The sequence below is a fragment of the Neisseria sp. P0001.S005 genome (assembly GCF_051963715.1).
This window is the reverse complement of record NZ_JBQCTZ010000081.1, coordinates 1-15,526: the sequence shown is the minus strand read 5'-3', so window position 1 is coordinate 15,526 and position 15,526 is coordinate 1. Positions and strand designations below refer to the sequence as shown.

At 51.8% G+C, this 15,526-nt stretch carries 14 protein-coding genes and 3 tRNA genes; 12 read left to right on the top strand and 5 right to left on the bottom strand.

Translation table 11 applies throughout. The annotated features are described in order from the left end of the window. The 5 genes from ACTHSP_RS11095 to ACTHSP_RS11075 form a co-directional block, all read right to left on the bottom strand. Window positions 1-1,592 (bottom strand): bifunctional biotin--[acetyl-CoA-carboxylase] ligase/type III pantothenate kinase (locus tag ACTHSP_RS11095; protein WP_440346102.1); only part of this gene is annotated, 1,592 nt, incomplete at its 3' end. Further along, window positions 1,589-2,095: an adenylyltransferase/cytidyltransferase family protein gene (locus ACTHSP_RS11090; protein ID WP_152333332.1), complete on the bottom strand. Its 507-nt coding sequence runs from the start codon at window positions 2,093-2,095 to the stop codon at window positions 1,589-1,591. The genes ACTHSP_RS11095 and ACTHSP_RS11090, both read right to left, overlap by 4 nt. A gap of 258 nt (window positions 2,096-2,353) precedes the next feature. Continuing rightward, window positions 2,354-2,429: transfer RNA gene (locus ACTHSP_RS11085), tRNA-His, on the bottom strand. A 9-nt stretch (window positions 2,430-2,438) separates the two neighbouring features. Further along, a tRNA-Arg gene (locus ACTHSP_RS11080) sits at window positions 2,439-2,515 on the bottom strand. A 27-nt stretch (window positions 2,516-2,542) separates the two neighbouring features. Further along, a tRNA-Pro gene (locus tag ACTHSP_RS11075) sits at window positions 2,543-2,620 on the bottom strand. Between the two features lie 201 nt (window positions 2,621-2,821). Between ACTHSP_RS11075 and folD the strand changes: the two genes are divergently transcribed. The 12 genes from folD (at window position 2,822) to aroG (ending at window position 15,286) form a co-directional block, all read left to right on the top strand. After that, a complete protein-coding gene (gene folD / locus ACTHSP_RS11070; protein ID WP_049336906.1) occupies window positions 2,822-3,673 on the top strand; it encodes a bifunctional methylenetetrahydrofolate dehydrogenase/methenyltetrahydrofolate cyclohydrolase FolD in 852 nt (283 codons plus the stop codon). 84 nt (window positions 3,674-3,757) lie between these two features. After that, on the top strand, window positions 3,758-4,831 hold the full coding sequence (locus ACTHSP_RS11065; RefSeq protein ID WP_107723977.1) for an AI-2E family transporter: 1,074 nt from the start codon (window positions 3,758-3,760) through the stop codon (window positions 4,829-4,831). A gap of 129 nt (window positions 4,832-4,960) precedes the next feature. Then, window positions 4,961-6,202 carry an aromatic amino acid transporter gene (locus tag ACTHSP_RS11060; protein ID WP_440346101.1) on the top strand — a complete coding sequence of 414 codons (1,242 nt, stop codon included), beginning with the start codon at window positions 4,961-4,963 and terminating at the stop codon, window positions 6,200-6,202. 93 nt (window positions 6,203-6,295) lie between these two features. Further along, a complete protein-coding gene (locus ACTHSP_RS11055; RefSeq protein WP_440346100.1) occupies window positions 6,296-6,769 on the top strand; it encodes a DUF7832 domain-containing protein in 474 nt (157 codons plus the stop codon). Then, complete coding sequence (locus ACTHSP_RS11050) at window positions 6,766-7,827, top strand: glycosyltransferase family 4 protein (RefSeq protein ID WP_049351505.1); 1,062 nt, start codon at window positions 6,766-6,768, stop codon at window positions 7,825-7,827. The genes ACTHSP_RS11055 and ACTHSP_RS11050 overlap by 4 nt, the downstream gene beginning before the upstream one ends. Window positions 7,828-7,847: 20 nt before the next feature. Then, on the top strand, window positions 7,848-8,426 hold the full coding sequence (gene gmhB / locus ACTHSP_RS11045; RefSeq protein ID WP_049351506.1) for a D-glycero-beta-D-manno-heptose 1,7-bisphosphate 7-phosphatase: 579 nt from the start codon (window positions 7,848-7,850) through the stop codon (window positions 8,424-8,426). A gap of 71 nt (window positions 8,427-8,497) precedes the next feature. Beyond that, entirely contained in the window at window positions 8,498-9,229 is a 732-nt protein-coding gene (locus ACTHSP_RS11040) for a lysophospholipid acyltransferase family protein (protein ID WP_049351507.1), read from the top strand. 64 nt (window positions 9,230-9,293) lie between these two features. After that, on the top strand, window positions 9,294-9,989 hold the full coding sequence (locus ACTHSP_RS11035; RefSeq protein ID WP_049351511.1) for a M48 family metallopeptidase: 696 nt from the start codon (window positions 9,294-9,296) through the stop codon (window positions 9,987-9,989). Between the two features lie 172 nt (window positions 9,990-10,161). Beyond that, window positions 10,162-10,533, top strand: a complete 372-nt coding sequence (locus tag ACTHSP_RS11030) for a hypothetical protein (RefSeq protein ID WP_049351508.1) — start codon at window positions 10,162-10,164, stop codon at window positions 10,531-10,533. A gap of 156 nt (window positions 10,534-10,689) precedes the next feature. Continuing rightward, complete coding sequence (locus ACTHSP_RS11025; RefSeq protein ID WP_318250483.1) at window positions 10,690-12,165, top strand: surface lipoprotein assembly modifier; 1,476 nt, start codon at window positions 10,690-10,692, stop codon at window positions 12,163-12,165. A gap of 288 nt (window positions 12,166-12,453) precedes the next feature. Next, on the top strand, window positions 12,454-13,950 hold the full coding sequence (locus ACTHSP_RS11020) for a subtype B tannase (protein ID WP_318250484.1): 1,497 nt from the start codon (window positions 12,454-12,456) through the stop codon (window positions 13,948-13,950). A 292-nt stretch (window positions 13,951-14,242) separates the two neighbouring features. Then, on the top strand, window positions 14,243-15,286 hold the full coding sequence (gene aroG / locus ACTHSP_RS11015) for a 3-deoxy-7-phosphoheptulonate synthase AroG (protein ID WP_049329504.1): 1,044 nt from the start codon (window positions 14,243-14,245) through the stop codon (window positions 15,284-15,286). Window positions 15,287-15,526 lie beyond the last annotated feature (240 nt).

Here is a 15,526-nt window from a genome sequence, read left to right as displayed (position 1 = left end):
TCTTTCAGACGGCCATGCATCATCATCAACGCGCCGCAAACGGCATCCATCATGCCGCTGGCAATGGCGTTCGGCGTTGTGGTTGGGAACGGATATACCTTGCCGATGGGGCGGTTGAGGTTGGCGGTTTTGAGCGCCATCGCCTCTTTCATCAAGTGGAAACCGGGCATGATGGTGCCGCCGAGATAATGATTGTCTTCCGTCAGCGCGTCGGTGGTTATGGCGGTACCGCAGCTGACGACGACGCAGGCGTTTTGCGTAAAGCGGCGGCTGCCCAGCGCATTAAACCAACGGTCGGAGCCATGTTCTTCAGGGCAGCGGTAATGGTTGCGGATACCCAAAGCCTGCGGCATGGAAGACAGCCATTCGACCGGACGGGTTAATTGTTCTTCAACCATCGCTTTTTTTACCGAACCGCACACGGCGCAACCGACAATCTTCACATCTTCATCGGCAAATTGTAGCCATTCTTCGCCCAGCTGGGTCAAATCACGATACGGTGCGTGGCCAACTTCGGAAAATGTGCCGTTCTCCACCCACGCCCATTTCAACTGACTGTTGCCTCCGTCCAGCAGCAAAAAGCGTTCCGGTTTGGCGGCGGCAGGTTGTGCCGGACGATTATCCGGACGCAAGCTGATCTCGCCGCTGACGATGGTTTTCTCGCCCTTGTCCGTCTGCAAACGCAACGCGCCTTGCGCATCCACGCCTTTGACCACACCCTCGTGTACAACGCGTCCTTCCTGAAGCAGCAACACTGGTCTGTCCGTATCGCGGTTGGCGGCATTGTATTCGCCGACACATGACGCAAATCCGTTTTGTGCGTATTCGTTCAACAGCGCATCAAGTTGCGTCAACACCGCATTCAACAAGGTTTTGACGCTTACGCCCTGCTTAGAGGCCGTCTGAAACAAGGCCTGCACGGAAGTGGCGTTTTCAACTTCTTTCGGTAATACAAAATTGATGCCGATGCCGATGATGGCGACAGTCTTATTCTCTACCCTCGCCGTTTCAATCAAAATACCGGCCAATTTATCGTTGGCCACGACCAAATCGTTCGGCCACTTGATATTTACGTCCAAACCGATATCGGCAAGCGCACGGCGGCAAGCCAATGCCACCACCAACGCCAGCGAACCCAGCTCATACTGCGGCCTATCAAACGTCCAGCCCAAGCTGAACATCAGACATTCGCCTTGTCGGTTGACCCAATTTCGCCCTTGCCGTCCGCGGCCTTTGGTTTGGAAATGCGCCACACACAAGGTCTTATGCGCCAAATCTGCCGACTGGCGTGCCAACGCCATGATTTCATCGTTACTGGACGAACATTCGTGTTTCAACTGCGCACGAAAACCCTGTTTTCCTGCCATTTGCTGCAGAGATTCTTCGGCAAACACAGCCAAAGGGCGCACCAAACGCCATTGCCCGTCATGCTGGCGCAACAAACCGCGGATATGACTCGGCATCTGCTGCCAGAATCCGTTTAATTGTTGCGGTTTCATACCGACCACTCGCGCCAACTGAGAAACGTGTTGCGGCAGGCCGTCTGAAAGCGCGGCGAGCAAAGTCCAATGGCGGCTGTTCAAATCCGTCATTCGCCTCCTCCGGCTTCGCGGATTTTCGCCAACGTTTTGGTGGTCGAAGTCTGGTGTAAAAACGGAATCGAAAATACTTTGCCGCCACGCGCAAACGTCTCGGCCGCACCGACAATCTTATCCACAGACCAATCGCCGCCTTTAATCAATACATCGGGTTTGACCATTTCAATCAACGCAGCCGGCGTATCGTCATCAAACCATGTGACCAAATCCACGCTCGCCAATGCCGCTGCCACTGCCGCGCGGTTTTCCAAAAGATTAATCGGACGGTCGTCCCCTTTGCCCTGACGGCGCACCGAAGCATCGGTATTCAACGCCAACACCAAAGCCGCACCGGCCGATCGCGCCTGCGCCAGATACGTTACATGGCCCCTATGGAGAATATCGAAACAACCGTTGGTAAACACCAGCGGACGGGGCAATGCCGCCAAACGCTCCGCCAGCTTTTCGGGCGGACAAATTTTGGATTCAAATTCTGGAGCTGACCATTCGGACATGATGCGGTTCCTTTGGGAATGAAACAGAAAATAATCGGGGTATTATAAAGGATAACGGCGAAACGCCATAAAAAGATACCGAACGGTACAATATTCGGGCTTGATTGCGTATTCACTGATATTTGATAACACGGCAAACGCCATTTTTACCGATGCCATGATGAAACGGTTTGATAAATACTTTTTTGAAACCCAATTAAATCTGAAGTAAAATTCGGGTATAAATGGAAAAAGCCTGCATACAATATGCAGGCTTTCATCTGGGGTGGCTGATGGGGCTCGAACCCACGACAACTGGAATCACAATCCAGGGCTCTACCAACTGAGCTACAGCCACCGTAAAAATTGGCACGCCCGACAGGAATCGAACCTGTAACCCCCGACTTAGAAGGTCGGTGCTCTATCCGGTTGAGCTACGGGCGCTCATGCCGATTCGTGCTAAGAATTTTGTGGTCGGGGCGGTGGGATTCGAACTCACGACCCTCTGCTCCCAAAGCAGATGCGCTAACCGGGCTGCGCTACGCCCCGACTGAAGACCTGAACTATACAGACCCTTTTTAACCCGGTCAACACTTACTTTGCTTTATTTTTTCATTTTTCGATTATCTTATTATTTTTAATCGTTATTTATTTTTATGCTTCGTAATCAGGGCTACTCTTTTGTGTCAGGCCGTCTGAAAAATGCGATAATTTAAACGCAATATTTATCCCTATTGAGGAGGAAAAATCATGGCTGCACAACTTATAGACGGAAAAAAAATCTCCCAGCAACGCATCGAGGCGGTCGCGCAGGCGGTAAAAGCGCGTCAGGAAAAAGGTTTGCACACGCCTTGCTTGGCAGTGGTATTGGTTGGCGACGACCCTGCCAGCGCGGTTTATGTACGCAATAAAAAACTGGCCTGCCAAAAAAGCGGCATCGAATCGCGCTCTTATGAGCTGCCGTCTGAAACCACGCAAGACGATTTGCTGAAACTGGTGGACGAATTGAACGGCGACCCTGCCGTCGACGGTATTTTGGTGCAACTGCCACTGCCGGCACACATTGACAGCCAAGCGGTTTTGGAACGTATCGAGCCGCATAAAGATGTGGACGGCTTCCACCCTTACAACGTCGGCCGCCTGGTCGTCAAAATGCCGCTGATGCGCCCTTGTACACCCAAAGGTGTGATGACTTTGTTGGAAGCCTACGGCATCGACCCGAAAGGCAAAAAAGCAGTCGTCGTCGGCGCGTCCAATATTGTCGGCCGTCCGCAGGCGTTGGAATTACTGCTGTCCCGCGCGACGGTAACCATCTGCCACAGCGCCACGCAAAACCTTGCCGATGAAGTTGCTGCCGCAGATATTTTGGTGGTCGGCGTAGGCATTCCGAATTTCGTTAAAGGCGAATGGGTCAAACCCGGCGCAGTCGTTATCGATGTGGGCATCAACCGCTTGGACGACGGCAGCCTGTGCGGCGATGTGGAGTTTGATGTCGCCAAAGAACGCGCTTCCATGATTACGCCCGTTCCCGGCGGTGTCGGCCCGATGACGATTGCTACTTTGTTGGAAAACACGGTACACGCGGCCTCATTGCACGATTAATCGCTGTCATTAAGTTAGGCCGTCTGAACATGATTTTTCAGACGGCCTGACCTACTTTTTTGCTTTTTACCTTATTGGCTTCACATGTCCTTACTCTCTTCCCACTCCGACAACCCGACTTTCCGTAACGCTTCCTATATCCTGATGGGCTTGGCCTTGCTGATTGTCTTGCACTACCATTTTCTGCCACTGCTGCTGTCGGTTATCCTGACCTATATCTTTATTACGCGCACCAACGGCGTGATCCTCAAACTCCGCCGCCGTGTTTTACCGCGCAACACGCGACTGCATAAATCGCTCAACGCGCACAATATCAACCTGATTTCCACTACGCTGACGCTGGCCATCGTATTCAGCATCATTGCGATGATGTCTTTGGGCATTTACCACCTGATACATGGCGGCCACGTCGGCTTTATGCTGGCCAAGCTGGCGGCGATTTTGGAAGACACCAAAAACAGCCAAGACCTGCCTGCTGCCATTCTCAATATGTTGCCCAACAATATGGCCGAAATCAAAGCCTCGGCAATCAAGCTGATTGAAGAATACCGCGCCGCGCTGACCCGTATCAGTAAAAACAGCATCACGTCCTTCGTGTACATCCTCATCGGCATCATCATCGGCGCCATGCTCAGTTTCCACCGCCTGAAAATGCGCAAAAACCGCCGCAAAATGCCATTGTTTAAAGCCGAATTGGTGCACCGCATCGTCAATTTTGAAACCAGCTTTGAACGCGTGTTCCTCGCCCAAGTCAAAATCTCACTGATCGACACCTTCCTAACCGGCCTGTACCTTTACTTGGTTTTACCGCTGTTCGGCGTTGACCTGCCGTTTAAAATGACCGTTCTGATCGTCGCCTTTATCGTCGGCCTGATTCCGGTGGCGGGCAACCTGATTTCCAACACCATCATCATTATTTTGAGCCTCGGCGCATCGCTTTACGTCGCCCTCGCCTCGTTGGTTTTCCTCGTCGTCATCCATAAACTCGAATATTTCCTCAACGCCAAAATCATCGGCTCGGAAATTGAATCCAGCGCATGGGAATTGCTGGTGGCGATGGTCGTCTTTGAACGCATTTTCGGCATCGGCGGCATCATCGTCGCGCCGGTTTATTACGCGTATCTGAAAAACGAATTGAAACTGCGAAAATTGATTTAATCAGTTGCATTTATACACATCAAAGGCCGTCTGAAAACGACAATCGGGTTTTCAGACGGCCTTTGCTTTACCTTTTCTTACACTTTACGGCATAATGGCAGCCACGCATTTCTAGAAGAAAGATAAACAATGTCAACCAAAACCCCTTCCCTATTCGGCGGCGCGATGATTATCGCCGGTACGGTTATCGGCGCAGGCATGCTTGCCAACCCGACCGCCACATCCGGCGTATGGTTTGCCGGCTCGCTGGTCGTGTTGCTGTACACCTGGTTTTCCATGCTCTCCAGCGGCCTGATGATTTTGGAAGTCAACACCCATTATCCGCACGGTGCCAGCTTCGACACTATGGTTAAAGACCTGCTCGGCCCGGCTTGGAACGTCATCAACGGCGTTGCCGTCGCTTTCGTTTTATACCTGCTCACCTACGCCTACATCTTCGTCGGCGGCGACCTGACCGCCAAAGGCATCGGCAGCGCGGTAGGCGGCGAAATCTCGCTCACCGTCGGCCAACTCGTCTTCTTCGGCATTCTCGCCTTTTGCGTTTGGGCATCCGCACGCTTGGTTGACCGCTTTACCAGCATCCTCATCGGCGGCATGATATTGACTTTTATTTGGGCAACCGGCGGCCTGATTGCCGATGCCAAAATGCCTGTCCTGTTCGACACCCAAGCCCCTGCCGGCACCAGCTACTGGATGTATGCCGCCACTGCCCTGCCCGTCTGCCTTGCCTCATTCGGTTTCCACGGTAACGTTTCCAGCCTGCTCAAATACTTTAAAGGCGACGCGCCTAAAGTGGCCAAATCCCTATGGGCAGGAACGCTGATTGCGCTTGTGATTTACATCCTCTGGCAAATCGCCATCCAAGGCAACCTGCCGCGCAACAAGTTCGCACCGGTTATCGCCGCAGAAGGACAAGTTTCCGTCCTGATCGAAACGCTGTCCAAGTTCGCCCAAACCGGCAATATGGACAAAGTGTTGACTCTGTTCTCCTACATGGCAATCGCAACGTCCTTCCTCGGCGTAACACTCGGCCTGTTCGACTACATCGCCGACATCTTCAAATGGAACGACAGCATCTCCGGCCGTACCAAAACTGCCGCACTGACCTTCCTGCCGCCTTTGATTTCCTGCCTGCTCTTCCCTACCGGCTTCGTTACCGCCATCGGCTACGTCGGTCTGGCCGCAACCATCTGGACAGGCATCATCCCCGCCATGCTGCTCTACCGCTCGCGCCATAAATTCGGCGCCGGCAAAAACTACAAAGTTTACGGCGGATTCTGGCTGATGGTTTGGGTCTTCCTCTTCGGCATCATCAACATTGCCGCCCAAATATTGAGCCAACTGGAGCTTGTTCCCGTATTTAAAGGTTAAATTCCCTTAAGGCCGTCTGAAACACCCTCTTTCAGACGGCCTAATTCATTATTTTCCGCTACAATACCCTCTTTCCCCCAACGAACCCCGTCCATGTACGACAATATCCGTTTCCATCTCGACGAAGACTATCCCGACCAGCTCCCGCCCGAAAACGCCGCTACCCACATCGGCATGTACTGGCAGTGGGCGGCACAGGCAGGCCTCGTCAAACCCGTCTGGCAAACCGCCCCAGAAACCGCAGCCGACTTCGCCGCCATGACCTCGGGCAAAATCAGCGGACGGCACTTCCTGCTCAAACACATGGACGGCGCATTGACGGCGGACGACTTTACCGAACTCGGCCACCGGTTTACCGAGTTCTACTACACCGACGAAGAAGACGGCTACGGCGCATTTATGGAAGACTACGTCCTCGCCCTTGACACGCCCTCGCTCGGCGGCTTCTACCACGTCAAAAACACCCCGGAAACCTTCGCCAAACTGACACCCGTTTTTCAGACGGCCTTTGAAAAATGGAAAAGCAGTTTGAAAGCAGAAAAATATTCGAAAGAATCCACACAATGAAGCCGAACTATTCTATCGACATTGCTATTAACTGCTTCCGTCCAGGTGGCGGCATGGAAAGCTACACTTTCGACCTGGTCCGTGGTTTAAACGCACACGGCATCAAACCTACCGTCTTTGCTGCACAAATCGATACAACGATTCCTGAATACCGCCAAGTTGATACGCATCACGTCAATCAAAAAAAGATTCCAAAAAAGTTGCGTCCTTTTTTCTTCAGTATGCAATTGGCCAAACTCCGGCAAAACAGGAATATCCCCCTTATTGCCTGCAATCCCAGTGATTATGCTGATATCTTTGTCTGCGGCGGTACACACTTAGGTTACCTGCACAACATGGGTAAAACCCCAAACCTACTTGATAGACTCATCATTCGGCGTAACCGCACCAACTACTCAACGGCAAAATTGATCATGGCGCATTCACACCTAATGCAACACGAATTGATCAACCTCTATGGGGTACCTTCTGAAAAAATCCATGTTATCCATCCACCTGCCGATACTGCACGCTTCTACGCTAAACCGGAAGAAATTCCTGCAACTCGTGCGAGATACGGATTTAAAGACGACGAAACTATTTTCCTATTTCCATCAACCGGACACACCCGAAAAGGCTTGGATTTATTAGCAGAATTTTTTGAGCATACCGATTTGCCCATCAAACTGGCTGTTGCCGGATCGGCTTTACCCCACCCGATGAACAACGTTATTGAGCTTGGTTTCTGCAAAAATATGCCTGAACTTTACCGAGCTGCTGACTTCACCATTATGGCATCACTGTACGAACCATTCGGACTGGTTGGTATAGAATCTATTTTGTGTGGAACCCGAGTTGTTTTCTCCGACAATATGGCATGTACCGAAGTCATGAACGAAAATGCAGGCTTCTTTTTCTCACGTCAAAACCCAGAAACATTGGCACAAGCCATCACTCAAGCAGTTTCTCTCAAACGACAGGGAAAACACAAAATTACCTCTCCTATGCAGGCATTAACCTATAATCCCACCTTAACGCATCATATCGACCAAACTCTCAATATGTTGAAGGCCGTCTGAAAACAATATTTAGGAACACCATGAAACTCATCATCCTCGACCGCGACGGCGTCATCAACCAAGACCGCGACGATTTCGTCAAATCCGTTGACGAATGGATTCCCATCGAAGGCAGCATGGATGCCATCGCCTTTTTAACGCAGGCAGGCTACACCATCGCCGTGGCCACCAACCAATCCGGTATCGGCCGCAAATACTTTACCGTGCAAGACCTGACCGAAATGCACGCGAAAATGCACCGCCTTGCCGTTCAAGCAGGCGGTACCATCGACGGCATTTGGTTTTGCCCGCACACCGCCGCCGACAACTGCGAATGCCGCAAACCCAAGCCCGGCATGATTATCGACATTATCGAACGCTTCAAGGCCAATGCCGCCGAAACCTGGCTGGTCGGCGACAGCCTGCGCGACCTGCAGGCCATTGATGCCGCAGGCGGCAAATCCGCGCTCGTCCTGACCGGCAAAGGCAAAAAAACGCTGGCCAAACACGAACAAGAACTGCCCGAACATACCCAAGTCTTCGACAACCTGCTGGCTTTCTCGCAATACATCATGCGTGAAAACACACAAATCGAAGAAGCCACGCAAGCCATCCTATAAACGACAAGGCCGTCTGAAAACTGCCGACAACGGTGTTTAGACGGCCTTCAAACGACAGACTTTTCCCCGATATGCTGATTATCCGCAACCTGATTTACTGGTTCATCCTTTCCTTTAGCATTATTTTGCTGTTCCCCTTTATGCTGCTTGCCCTGCCCTTCCAAGGCGGCGCACACAAAATGGCGCAAGTTTGGGTGCGCATCCTCAACTGGTCGCTCAAGCACATCATCGGTTTGAACTACACCTTAAGCGGCGCGGAAAACATTCCCGACCACCCTGCCATCATTTGCGCCAAACACCAAAGCGGCTGGGAAACCCTCGCCCTGCAAGAAATTTTTCCGCCACAAGTCTATGTTGCCAAACGCGAACTCTTCAAAATCCCTTTCTTCGGCTGGGGCTTGAAGCTGGTCAAAACCATCGGCATCGACCGCAACAACCGCAGCGAAGCCAACAAACAACTTTTAGAACAAGGCCTTGCGCGTAAAAACGAAGGCTATTGGATTACCATTTTCCCCGAAGGCACACGCCTGCCACCCGGCGAAAAAGGCCGCTACAAGCTCGGCGGCGCGCGCATGGCAAAAATGTTCGAGATGGACATCGTCCCCGTCGCGCTCAACAGCGGCGAGTTTTGGCCACGAAATTCCTTCCTCAAATACCCCGGCACGGTCAGCGTCATCATCGGCAAACCCATTGCCCACAACAACGGCAATGAAGCCGAACTCATGGCCCAATGCGAGCAATGGATCGAAAGCCAACAGCCCCTGATTACCGGACAAGGTCCGTTCGCGCCCAAAACCAAATAAATCATTCCATCGGGTGAGCCGCTATGCCCGCCTTTCCATGCCGTCCAATATTTCCATTAATATCATGCCCCGCCTCCATACCCACACCCTTTCAGACGGCCTCACCATTCATATCCAGCTCAAACGCAGCGCCAAGAAAAACCTCATCTTGCGCCCCGTTTCCGCCGATACCGTCAGCATCAATATCCCTCCATTTGTTACCCAGCACACCTTTACCCAATGGCTGAACGACAACGAAGCCCTCCTGCGCCGTACCTTAAACAAAACACCGGCCCGACCAACACCCACCGACTCGCTTCCCGAATGGATTTGGTATCAAGGCGTTCAGACGGCCTTGTCCGTCCACGTAGCAAACCACATCCAAATCAGGCCGTCTGAAATCCTGTTGCCCGAAAAAGAAACCGCCGCCCAACTTACCCATTTGCGCCGCCTTCTGCACGAGCGTGCGCACGAGTATCTGCTGCCGCGCCTCGAAGGCCATATCCGAACCACCCGTCTGACCCCGAGTGCCATTTCCCTTTCCAACGCCAAAACCTTCTGGGGCGTTTGCCGCCACACCACCGGCATCCGCCTCAACTGGCGGCTCATCGGCGCGCCCGAATATGTCGCCGACTACGTCTGCCTGCACGAACTCGCCCACCTGCGCCATCCCGACCACAGTCCTGCATTTTGGGCTCTGACCCACTCGCTCACGCCGCATGTTGACCAAGCCGAACAATGGCTGAAGGCGCACGGCAGCGAATTGTTCCGCCTCGGCTAAGTCTTTCCCAGCAGCATTTTTCTGCAAGCAAACACCAGCCCAAAGCAAAGAACCAACGCCCTCCAAACAAATCATGTAGCCGCGCGTAAAATCAGGTTTATCCGCTTGCCGCCCCTCATACCTGCCGATAAGATGATGCCGTTCTCAAAACCCTTTTCAGAAAGGAAAACCGATGACCAAAACAAAATCGTTACTGGCCACCGGCATTTTGGCTCTTTTCTCCGCCACGGCATTCGCCTCCCCACTGCCTTCCGAAATCTACCGTCCGGATGGCGCGCACACCATAAAAGCCGATCATCAAGGCAACGGCGAATTTGAATACGAAGCCGAACTTTCCGGCCAACGCAATTCCATTCCTTCTTTGGCCAAAAAAGTGATCGCCCACGCGCGCAGCAAAGGTTTCCATGTGGTTGAGTCTGAAATCAAACACGACGATGCCGATCTGAAATTCAAACGTGGCAAACAAGAGCTGGACGTTTCCATCGAAGACAAAGGCCAAGGCCGTATCGAATACAAAGCCGATTTGGACTTGGACAAAAACTAAATCCGACTCGCAAACAAAGGCCGTCTGAAATCCCATCGGGTTTCAGATGGCCTTTTATCGTCTTTATCAGATAAAATGGCAATCGGTTTGCAAAATTTCCGACTCAAAACATTGTACAATCTGCCCACTTATACCGATAACATCCCAAACATTGCCATGAAAAAACGTCTGCTCCTCCTCGCCATCCTTCCCCTTTCCCTTCACGCCGCCGATGTGCCGCCTGACGTAAAACCCGAGCTTCAAGTCAACACTGCCGAACCCCAACAACCCGAAACGCACAACATTCCTGCCGAGCAGACAAATAGGCCGTCTGAAAAAATCATCAACGTCGATGCCGATACCCTGCTTGCCAACACCGAATTACTGGCACGCGCCATGTATTCCGCCGTCGTCGCCCACAACATCCCCGGCATCAAAGCCGTTTTGCCCATTTACGAACAATGGCCAGAACACGACCGCGCCATGGCACGCTATGCCAAAGGTTTGCTTGCCCAATCCGAAGGACGCGCCGCCGAAGCCATCGGCCATTACCGCCGCTTTATCGCCGAGCAGCCCGATGCTTCCGCCGTCCGCTGGCAGCTTGCGACCGCCTTGTTTGAAGACAAACAAAACGAAGCCGCGGCCGACCAGTTCGACAAACTGCAAACCGAATCCCTCCCGCCTGCCTTGCAAGAACGCATCGAAACCTACCGCAAAGCCCTGCGCGAACGCGACTCATGGCAATTCAATGCCGGCTTGAACATCACGCGCGAACAAAACATCAACCAAGCCCCCGGCCAACGCCGTCTGGGCAACCACCTGAGCGATGAACAATGCCGCGCAGTGCGCCTTATCTATCCCGACGACGACTGCTTCCGAGGCTGGACATTCCCCGAACCCATCGATGCCACCGCCATCCACTACCAAATCGGCGCAGAAAAAAAATGGTCTCTGCCCCGCGGCTTCTATGCCACGGCAGGCGCAGACCATTACGGCAAAATCTATCCCAAACACACCAACTACAACGACCTCACCACACGCTTCTCGGCAGGCATCGGCTATGCCGACCAGCGCAACGACGTCGGCATGACCCCGTTCCACGAACGCCGCTTCTACGGCAACGACCCCTATACCTACACCAACGGCGCACGCCTCCACTACAACCATTGGTGGCAACCCAAGCTGCAAACCCTCAGCGCATTTGAAGCAGGCCGTCTGAAAAACGGCCGCCGCGAGCATTCCAACAACACCAGCCAACTGCTCAGCAACTCCATCGTGTACTACCGCAACGCGCGCCAATACTGGGTAGCCGGTATCGACCTCTACCGCGAACGCAACCGCGACGACAAAAGCGACAGCTTCAACCGCTACGCCCTGCGCACCACATGGGGACAAGAATGGCCCAAAGGCCTCTCCACCGTCCTACGCCTCAGCGCCGCCCAACGCCATTACCAAGCCCCCAGCTTCTTCAGCAACGAACAAAACCGCCGCGACAAAGAAGCTTCCGCCTCCCTGAGTGTATGGCATCGCGCCCTCCATTTCAAAGGCATCACCCCACGCCTGACCATTGCCCACAACAAAACATGGAGCAACGACAAGTTCTACGAATACGGCAAAACCAAAATGTTTATCGAATTGAGCAAAACGTTCTGACAAGTAGAACCAACCTGTGAATAAAGCAAAAATGCCTGTCCTGCATATTGATTTACAAGACAGATTCAAACTTTTACAGATACCGGATAAATAGATTTTTAAAGCATAACGCCTTATTAAATTCATATTTATCAAATAGATAAAATCCAAGCCAATATTACTTTACCAACATAACGTACAACACCGCATAACGTTACAAAAAATCAGGCCGTCTGAAACCCGACTTGGCGTTTCAGACGGCCTTAGTATTTGTTATCATATCCGTTCACCTCTTCAGAAAGTATGATGATGAATGCCCTGAACAAAACCCTCTTATCCGTTTCTGTCGCACTGGGATTGAGCGCCTGCGCTTCCGTCAAAACCGCAGACACCTACGACCTAGACTTCTCCAAACAAAAATACACCGAACAAAGCATCGAAGTGAACGGTCAAGCCGTCAAATTCCGCGCTTACGAAGGCGTGGTGTACGTCCGCAATCCTGTCGATACCCGTTACGAAATCATCAATATTTATGTACCCGAAGCCTATTACAACGGCGGCGAGATAGACGGTTTCAATGCCGAAACCGCACCGATTTTCCTGCCCAACCAAATCGGCGGTTATATGCCTGCCGAACCGGGTAAACCTGCTTTAGAAGGCAAACGCGACGAGCCTGAAGACGGCCAAAAATCGCCCAACGCCGCCCTGGTTGCCCTCTCCAAAGGCTACGTCGTCGCCTCCCCTGGCGCACGCGGCCGGACAGAACCCACCGGCAAAGCACCCGCCGTAATTGTCGATTTGAAAGCCGCTGTCCGTTACCTGAAAGCCAACGACAAAGCCATGCCCGGCGATGCCGAAAAAATCATTTCCAACGGCACAAGCGCGGGCGGCGCGATGTCCGCCCTCTTAGGCGCAACAGCCGACCAAAAAGATTACGAAAAATATCTGAAAGCATTGGGTGCGGCAGACAGCAGCGACAAGATTTTCGCCGTATCCGCCTACTGCCCGATTACCGATTTGGACCATGCCGACATGGCTTACGAATGGCAGTTCAACGGCGTTAACGACTACAAAAAAATGAACATTTCCATGCTCGACTACCGCGTCAAACGCGAGCTGGTTGCCGGTACGCTGACCGATGACGAGAAAAAACTATCCGACCTCCTCAAACCCTTATACCCAGTATACCTCAACAGCCTGAACCTAAAATCCCCCGAAGGCAAACCCCTGACACTGGACGCCCAAGGCAACGGCAGCTTTAAAAACCATATTGCCGGTTTACTTGCCAAATCCGCACAAGCCCAGCTTGATGCAGGCAAAGACCTGAGCGACCGCACATGGCTGACCGTCCGCAACGGCAAAGTCGTCTCCGTCGATTTCGATGCCTACGCCAAAGCCGCCGGCCGCCAAAAAACACCGCCGGCCTTTGACGGCGTAGATTTAAGCGCAGGCGAAAACCAACTCTTCGGCACCAATACCGTCGATAAACGCCACTTCACCGCGTTCTCCATGCAACACAATACCGCCGCCAACGCCGAAATCGCAGATGAAGAAACCATCAAAATCATGAACCCGCTCAACTACATCGGCAAACCGGGCGTAAGCCTGCCGCAAAACTGGCGCATCCGTGTCGGCACCAACGACCGCGACACCTCACTGGCAGTCTCCGCCGTCTTAGCCGCCAAACTGCAAAACAACGGCCAAACCGTCGACTACGCCCTGCCTTGGGATGTCGGCCACGGCGGCGATTATGACTTGGACGAACTGTTTGCCTGGATGAAACAAGTCAGCAGCTCTGCAAAATAAGCGTTCGCAACATAGATTGAGATGAGATTTAGTATCCGTTTTAATTAAAGAAAGGCCGTCTGAACTTTTTCAGACGGCCTATATTTTGATAAAAGCTCAAAGCCCTTTATTATATAAATGAAATTTCTTAATAGCATTAAATATTAATTTTCTTAAATAATATAATTTTAAATTCCATAAAATAATTTAAACAAAGAAATTTTAGAATAAAATTGCTAAAACAAAAAACTAAGCCTTGTTTAATTCTGCTAAAACCTGTAACCTGTATCAAAAATAAACAAGAGAGTCCATCATGTCCCAACACCACCCTACCGACGATATTAAGATTAAAGAAGTCAAAGAGTTACTCCCTCCAATCGCACATTTGTATGAGCTGCCTGTTACGCCTCAGGTTGCCAATTTGGTTTATAAAACACGTCATGAAATTGCGGATTTGGTTCATGGCCGCGACAACCGTTTGCTGGTCATCATCGGCCCATGTTCGATTCACGATACTAAGGCGGCGGTTGAATATGCGCAAAAATTACTGCCCTTGCGCAAAAAATATGAGAAAGAGCTGCTGATTGTAATGCGCGTGTATTTTGAAAAACCGCGTACAACCGTTGGCTGGAAAGGCTTGATTAACGATCCGCACTTGGACGGTACGTTTGACATCAACTACGGCCTGCGCCAAGCGCGTCAGTTGTTGCTGACTTTGAACGAAATGGGCATGCCTGCTTCGACTGAATTCTTGGACATGATTACGCCGCAATACTACGCAGACCTGATTTCTTGGGGCGCGATTGGTGCGCGTACGACTGAAAGCCAGGTACACCGCGAATTGGCCAGCGGCCTCTCCTGCCCTGTCGGTTTTAAAAACGGTACGGACGGCAATCTGAAAATCGCCATCGACGCCATCGGTGCCGCCAATCATCCGCACCACTTCCTGTCTGTAACCAAAGCCGGTCATTCCGCGATTGTCCACACCAGCGGCAACCCTGACTGCCATGCAATTTTGCGTGGCGGAAAAGAGCCTAATTACAGCGCGGAACACGTTAAAGACGCGGTTGCGCAGCTTCAAAAAGCCGGTGTGAGCAGCAAACTGATGGTGGACTGCAGCCATGCCAACAGCCGTAAAGACTTCCGCAAACAAATGGATGTAGCGCGCGATGTTGCGGCGCAGCTGAAAGCCGGTGAAGAAAACATCATGGGCGTGATGGTGGAAAGCCACTTGGTTGAAGGCCGTCAAGACAAGCCTGAAGTTTATGGTCAAAGTATTACGGATGCCTGCATCGGTTGGGATACGACTGAAGAATTGCTGGCCCTGCTTGCCGAGGCGAAAGGTTACCAAGCGTAAGTGCGAAACTATTAAAAAGACCGGATATGTTCCGGTCTTTTTTGTGCCTGTCATTTTGATTTCTTTGCTCAGGTTTAGAATAAAAAAGTATGAGACCTTTGCAAAATTCCCTAAAATCCCCTAAATTCCCCTAAATTCCCACAAAGACATTTAGGGGATTTCTCATGAGCACCTTCTTCCAGCAAACCGCACAAGCCATGATTGCCAAACACATCGACCGCTTCCCACTATTGAAGTTGG

Excerpts from the sequence above, each read along its gene's own strand:
- folD (WP_049336906.1), top strand. The coding sequence starts at position 2,822 with ATGGCTGCACAACTTATAGACGGAAAAAAAATCTCCCAGCAACGCATC.
- ACTHSP_RS11065 (WP_107723977.1), top strand. The coding sequence starts at position 3,758 with ATGTCCTTACTCTCTTCCCACTCCGACAACCCGACTTTCCGTAACGCT.
- ACTHSP_RS11060 (WP_440346101.1), top strand. The coding sequence starts at position 4,961 with ATGTCAACCAAAACCCCTTCCCTATTCGGCGGCGCGATGATTATCGCC.
- ACTHSP_RS11055 (WP_440346100.1), top strand. The coding sequence starts at position 6,296 with ATGTACGACAATATCCGTTTCCATCTCGACGAAGACTATCCCGACCAG.
- ACTHSP_RS11050 (WP_049351505.1), top strand. The coding sequence starts at position 6,766 with ATGAAGCCGAACTATTCTATCGACATTGCTATTAACTGCTTCCGTCCA.
- gmhB (WP_049351506.1), top strand. The coding sequence starts at position 7,848 with ATGAAACTCATCATCCTCGACCGCGACGGCGTCATCAACCAAGACCGC.
- ACTHSP_RS11040 (WP_049351507.1), top strand. The coding sequence starts at position 8,498 with ATGCTGATTATCCGCAACCTGATTTACTGGTTCATCCTTTCCTTTAGC.
- ACTHSP_RS11035 (WP_049351511.1), top strand. The coding sequence starts at position 9,294 with ATGCCCCGCCTCCATACCCACACCCTTTCAGACGGCCTCACCATTCAT.
- ACTHSP_RS11030 (WP_049351508.1), top strand. The coding sequence starts at position 10,162 with ATGACCAAAACAAAATCGTTACTGGCCACCGGCATTTTGGCTCTTTTC.
- ACTHSP_RS11025 (WP_318250483.1), top strand. The coding sequence starts at position 10,690 with ATGAAAAAACGTCTGCTCCTCCTCGCCATCCTTCCCCTTTCCCTTCAC.
- ACTHSP_RS11020 (WP_318250484.1), top strand. The coding sequence starts at position 12,454 with ATGAATGCCCTGAACAAAACCCTCTTATCCGTTTCTGTCGCACTGGGA.
- aroG (WP_049329504.1), top strand. The coding sequence starts at position 14,243 with ATGTCCCAACACCACCCTACCGACGATATTAAGATTAAAGAAGTCAAA.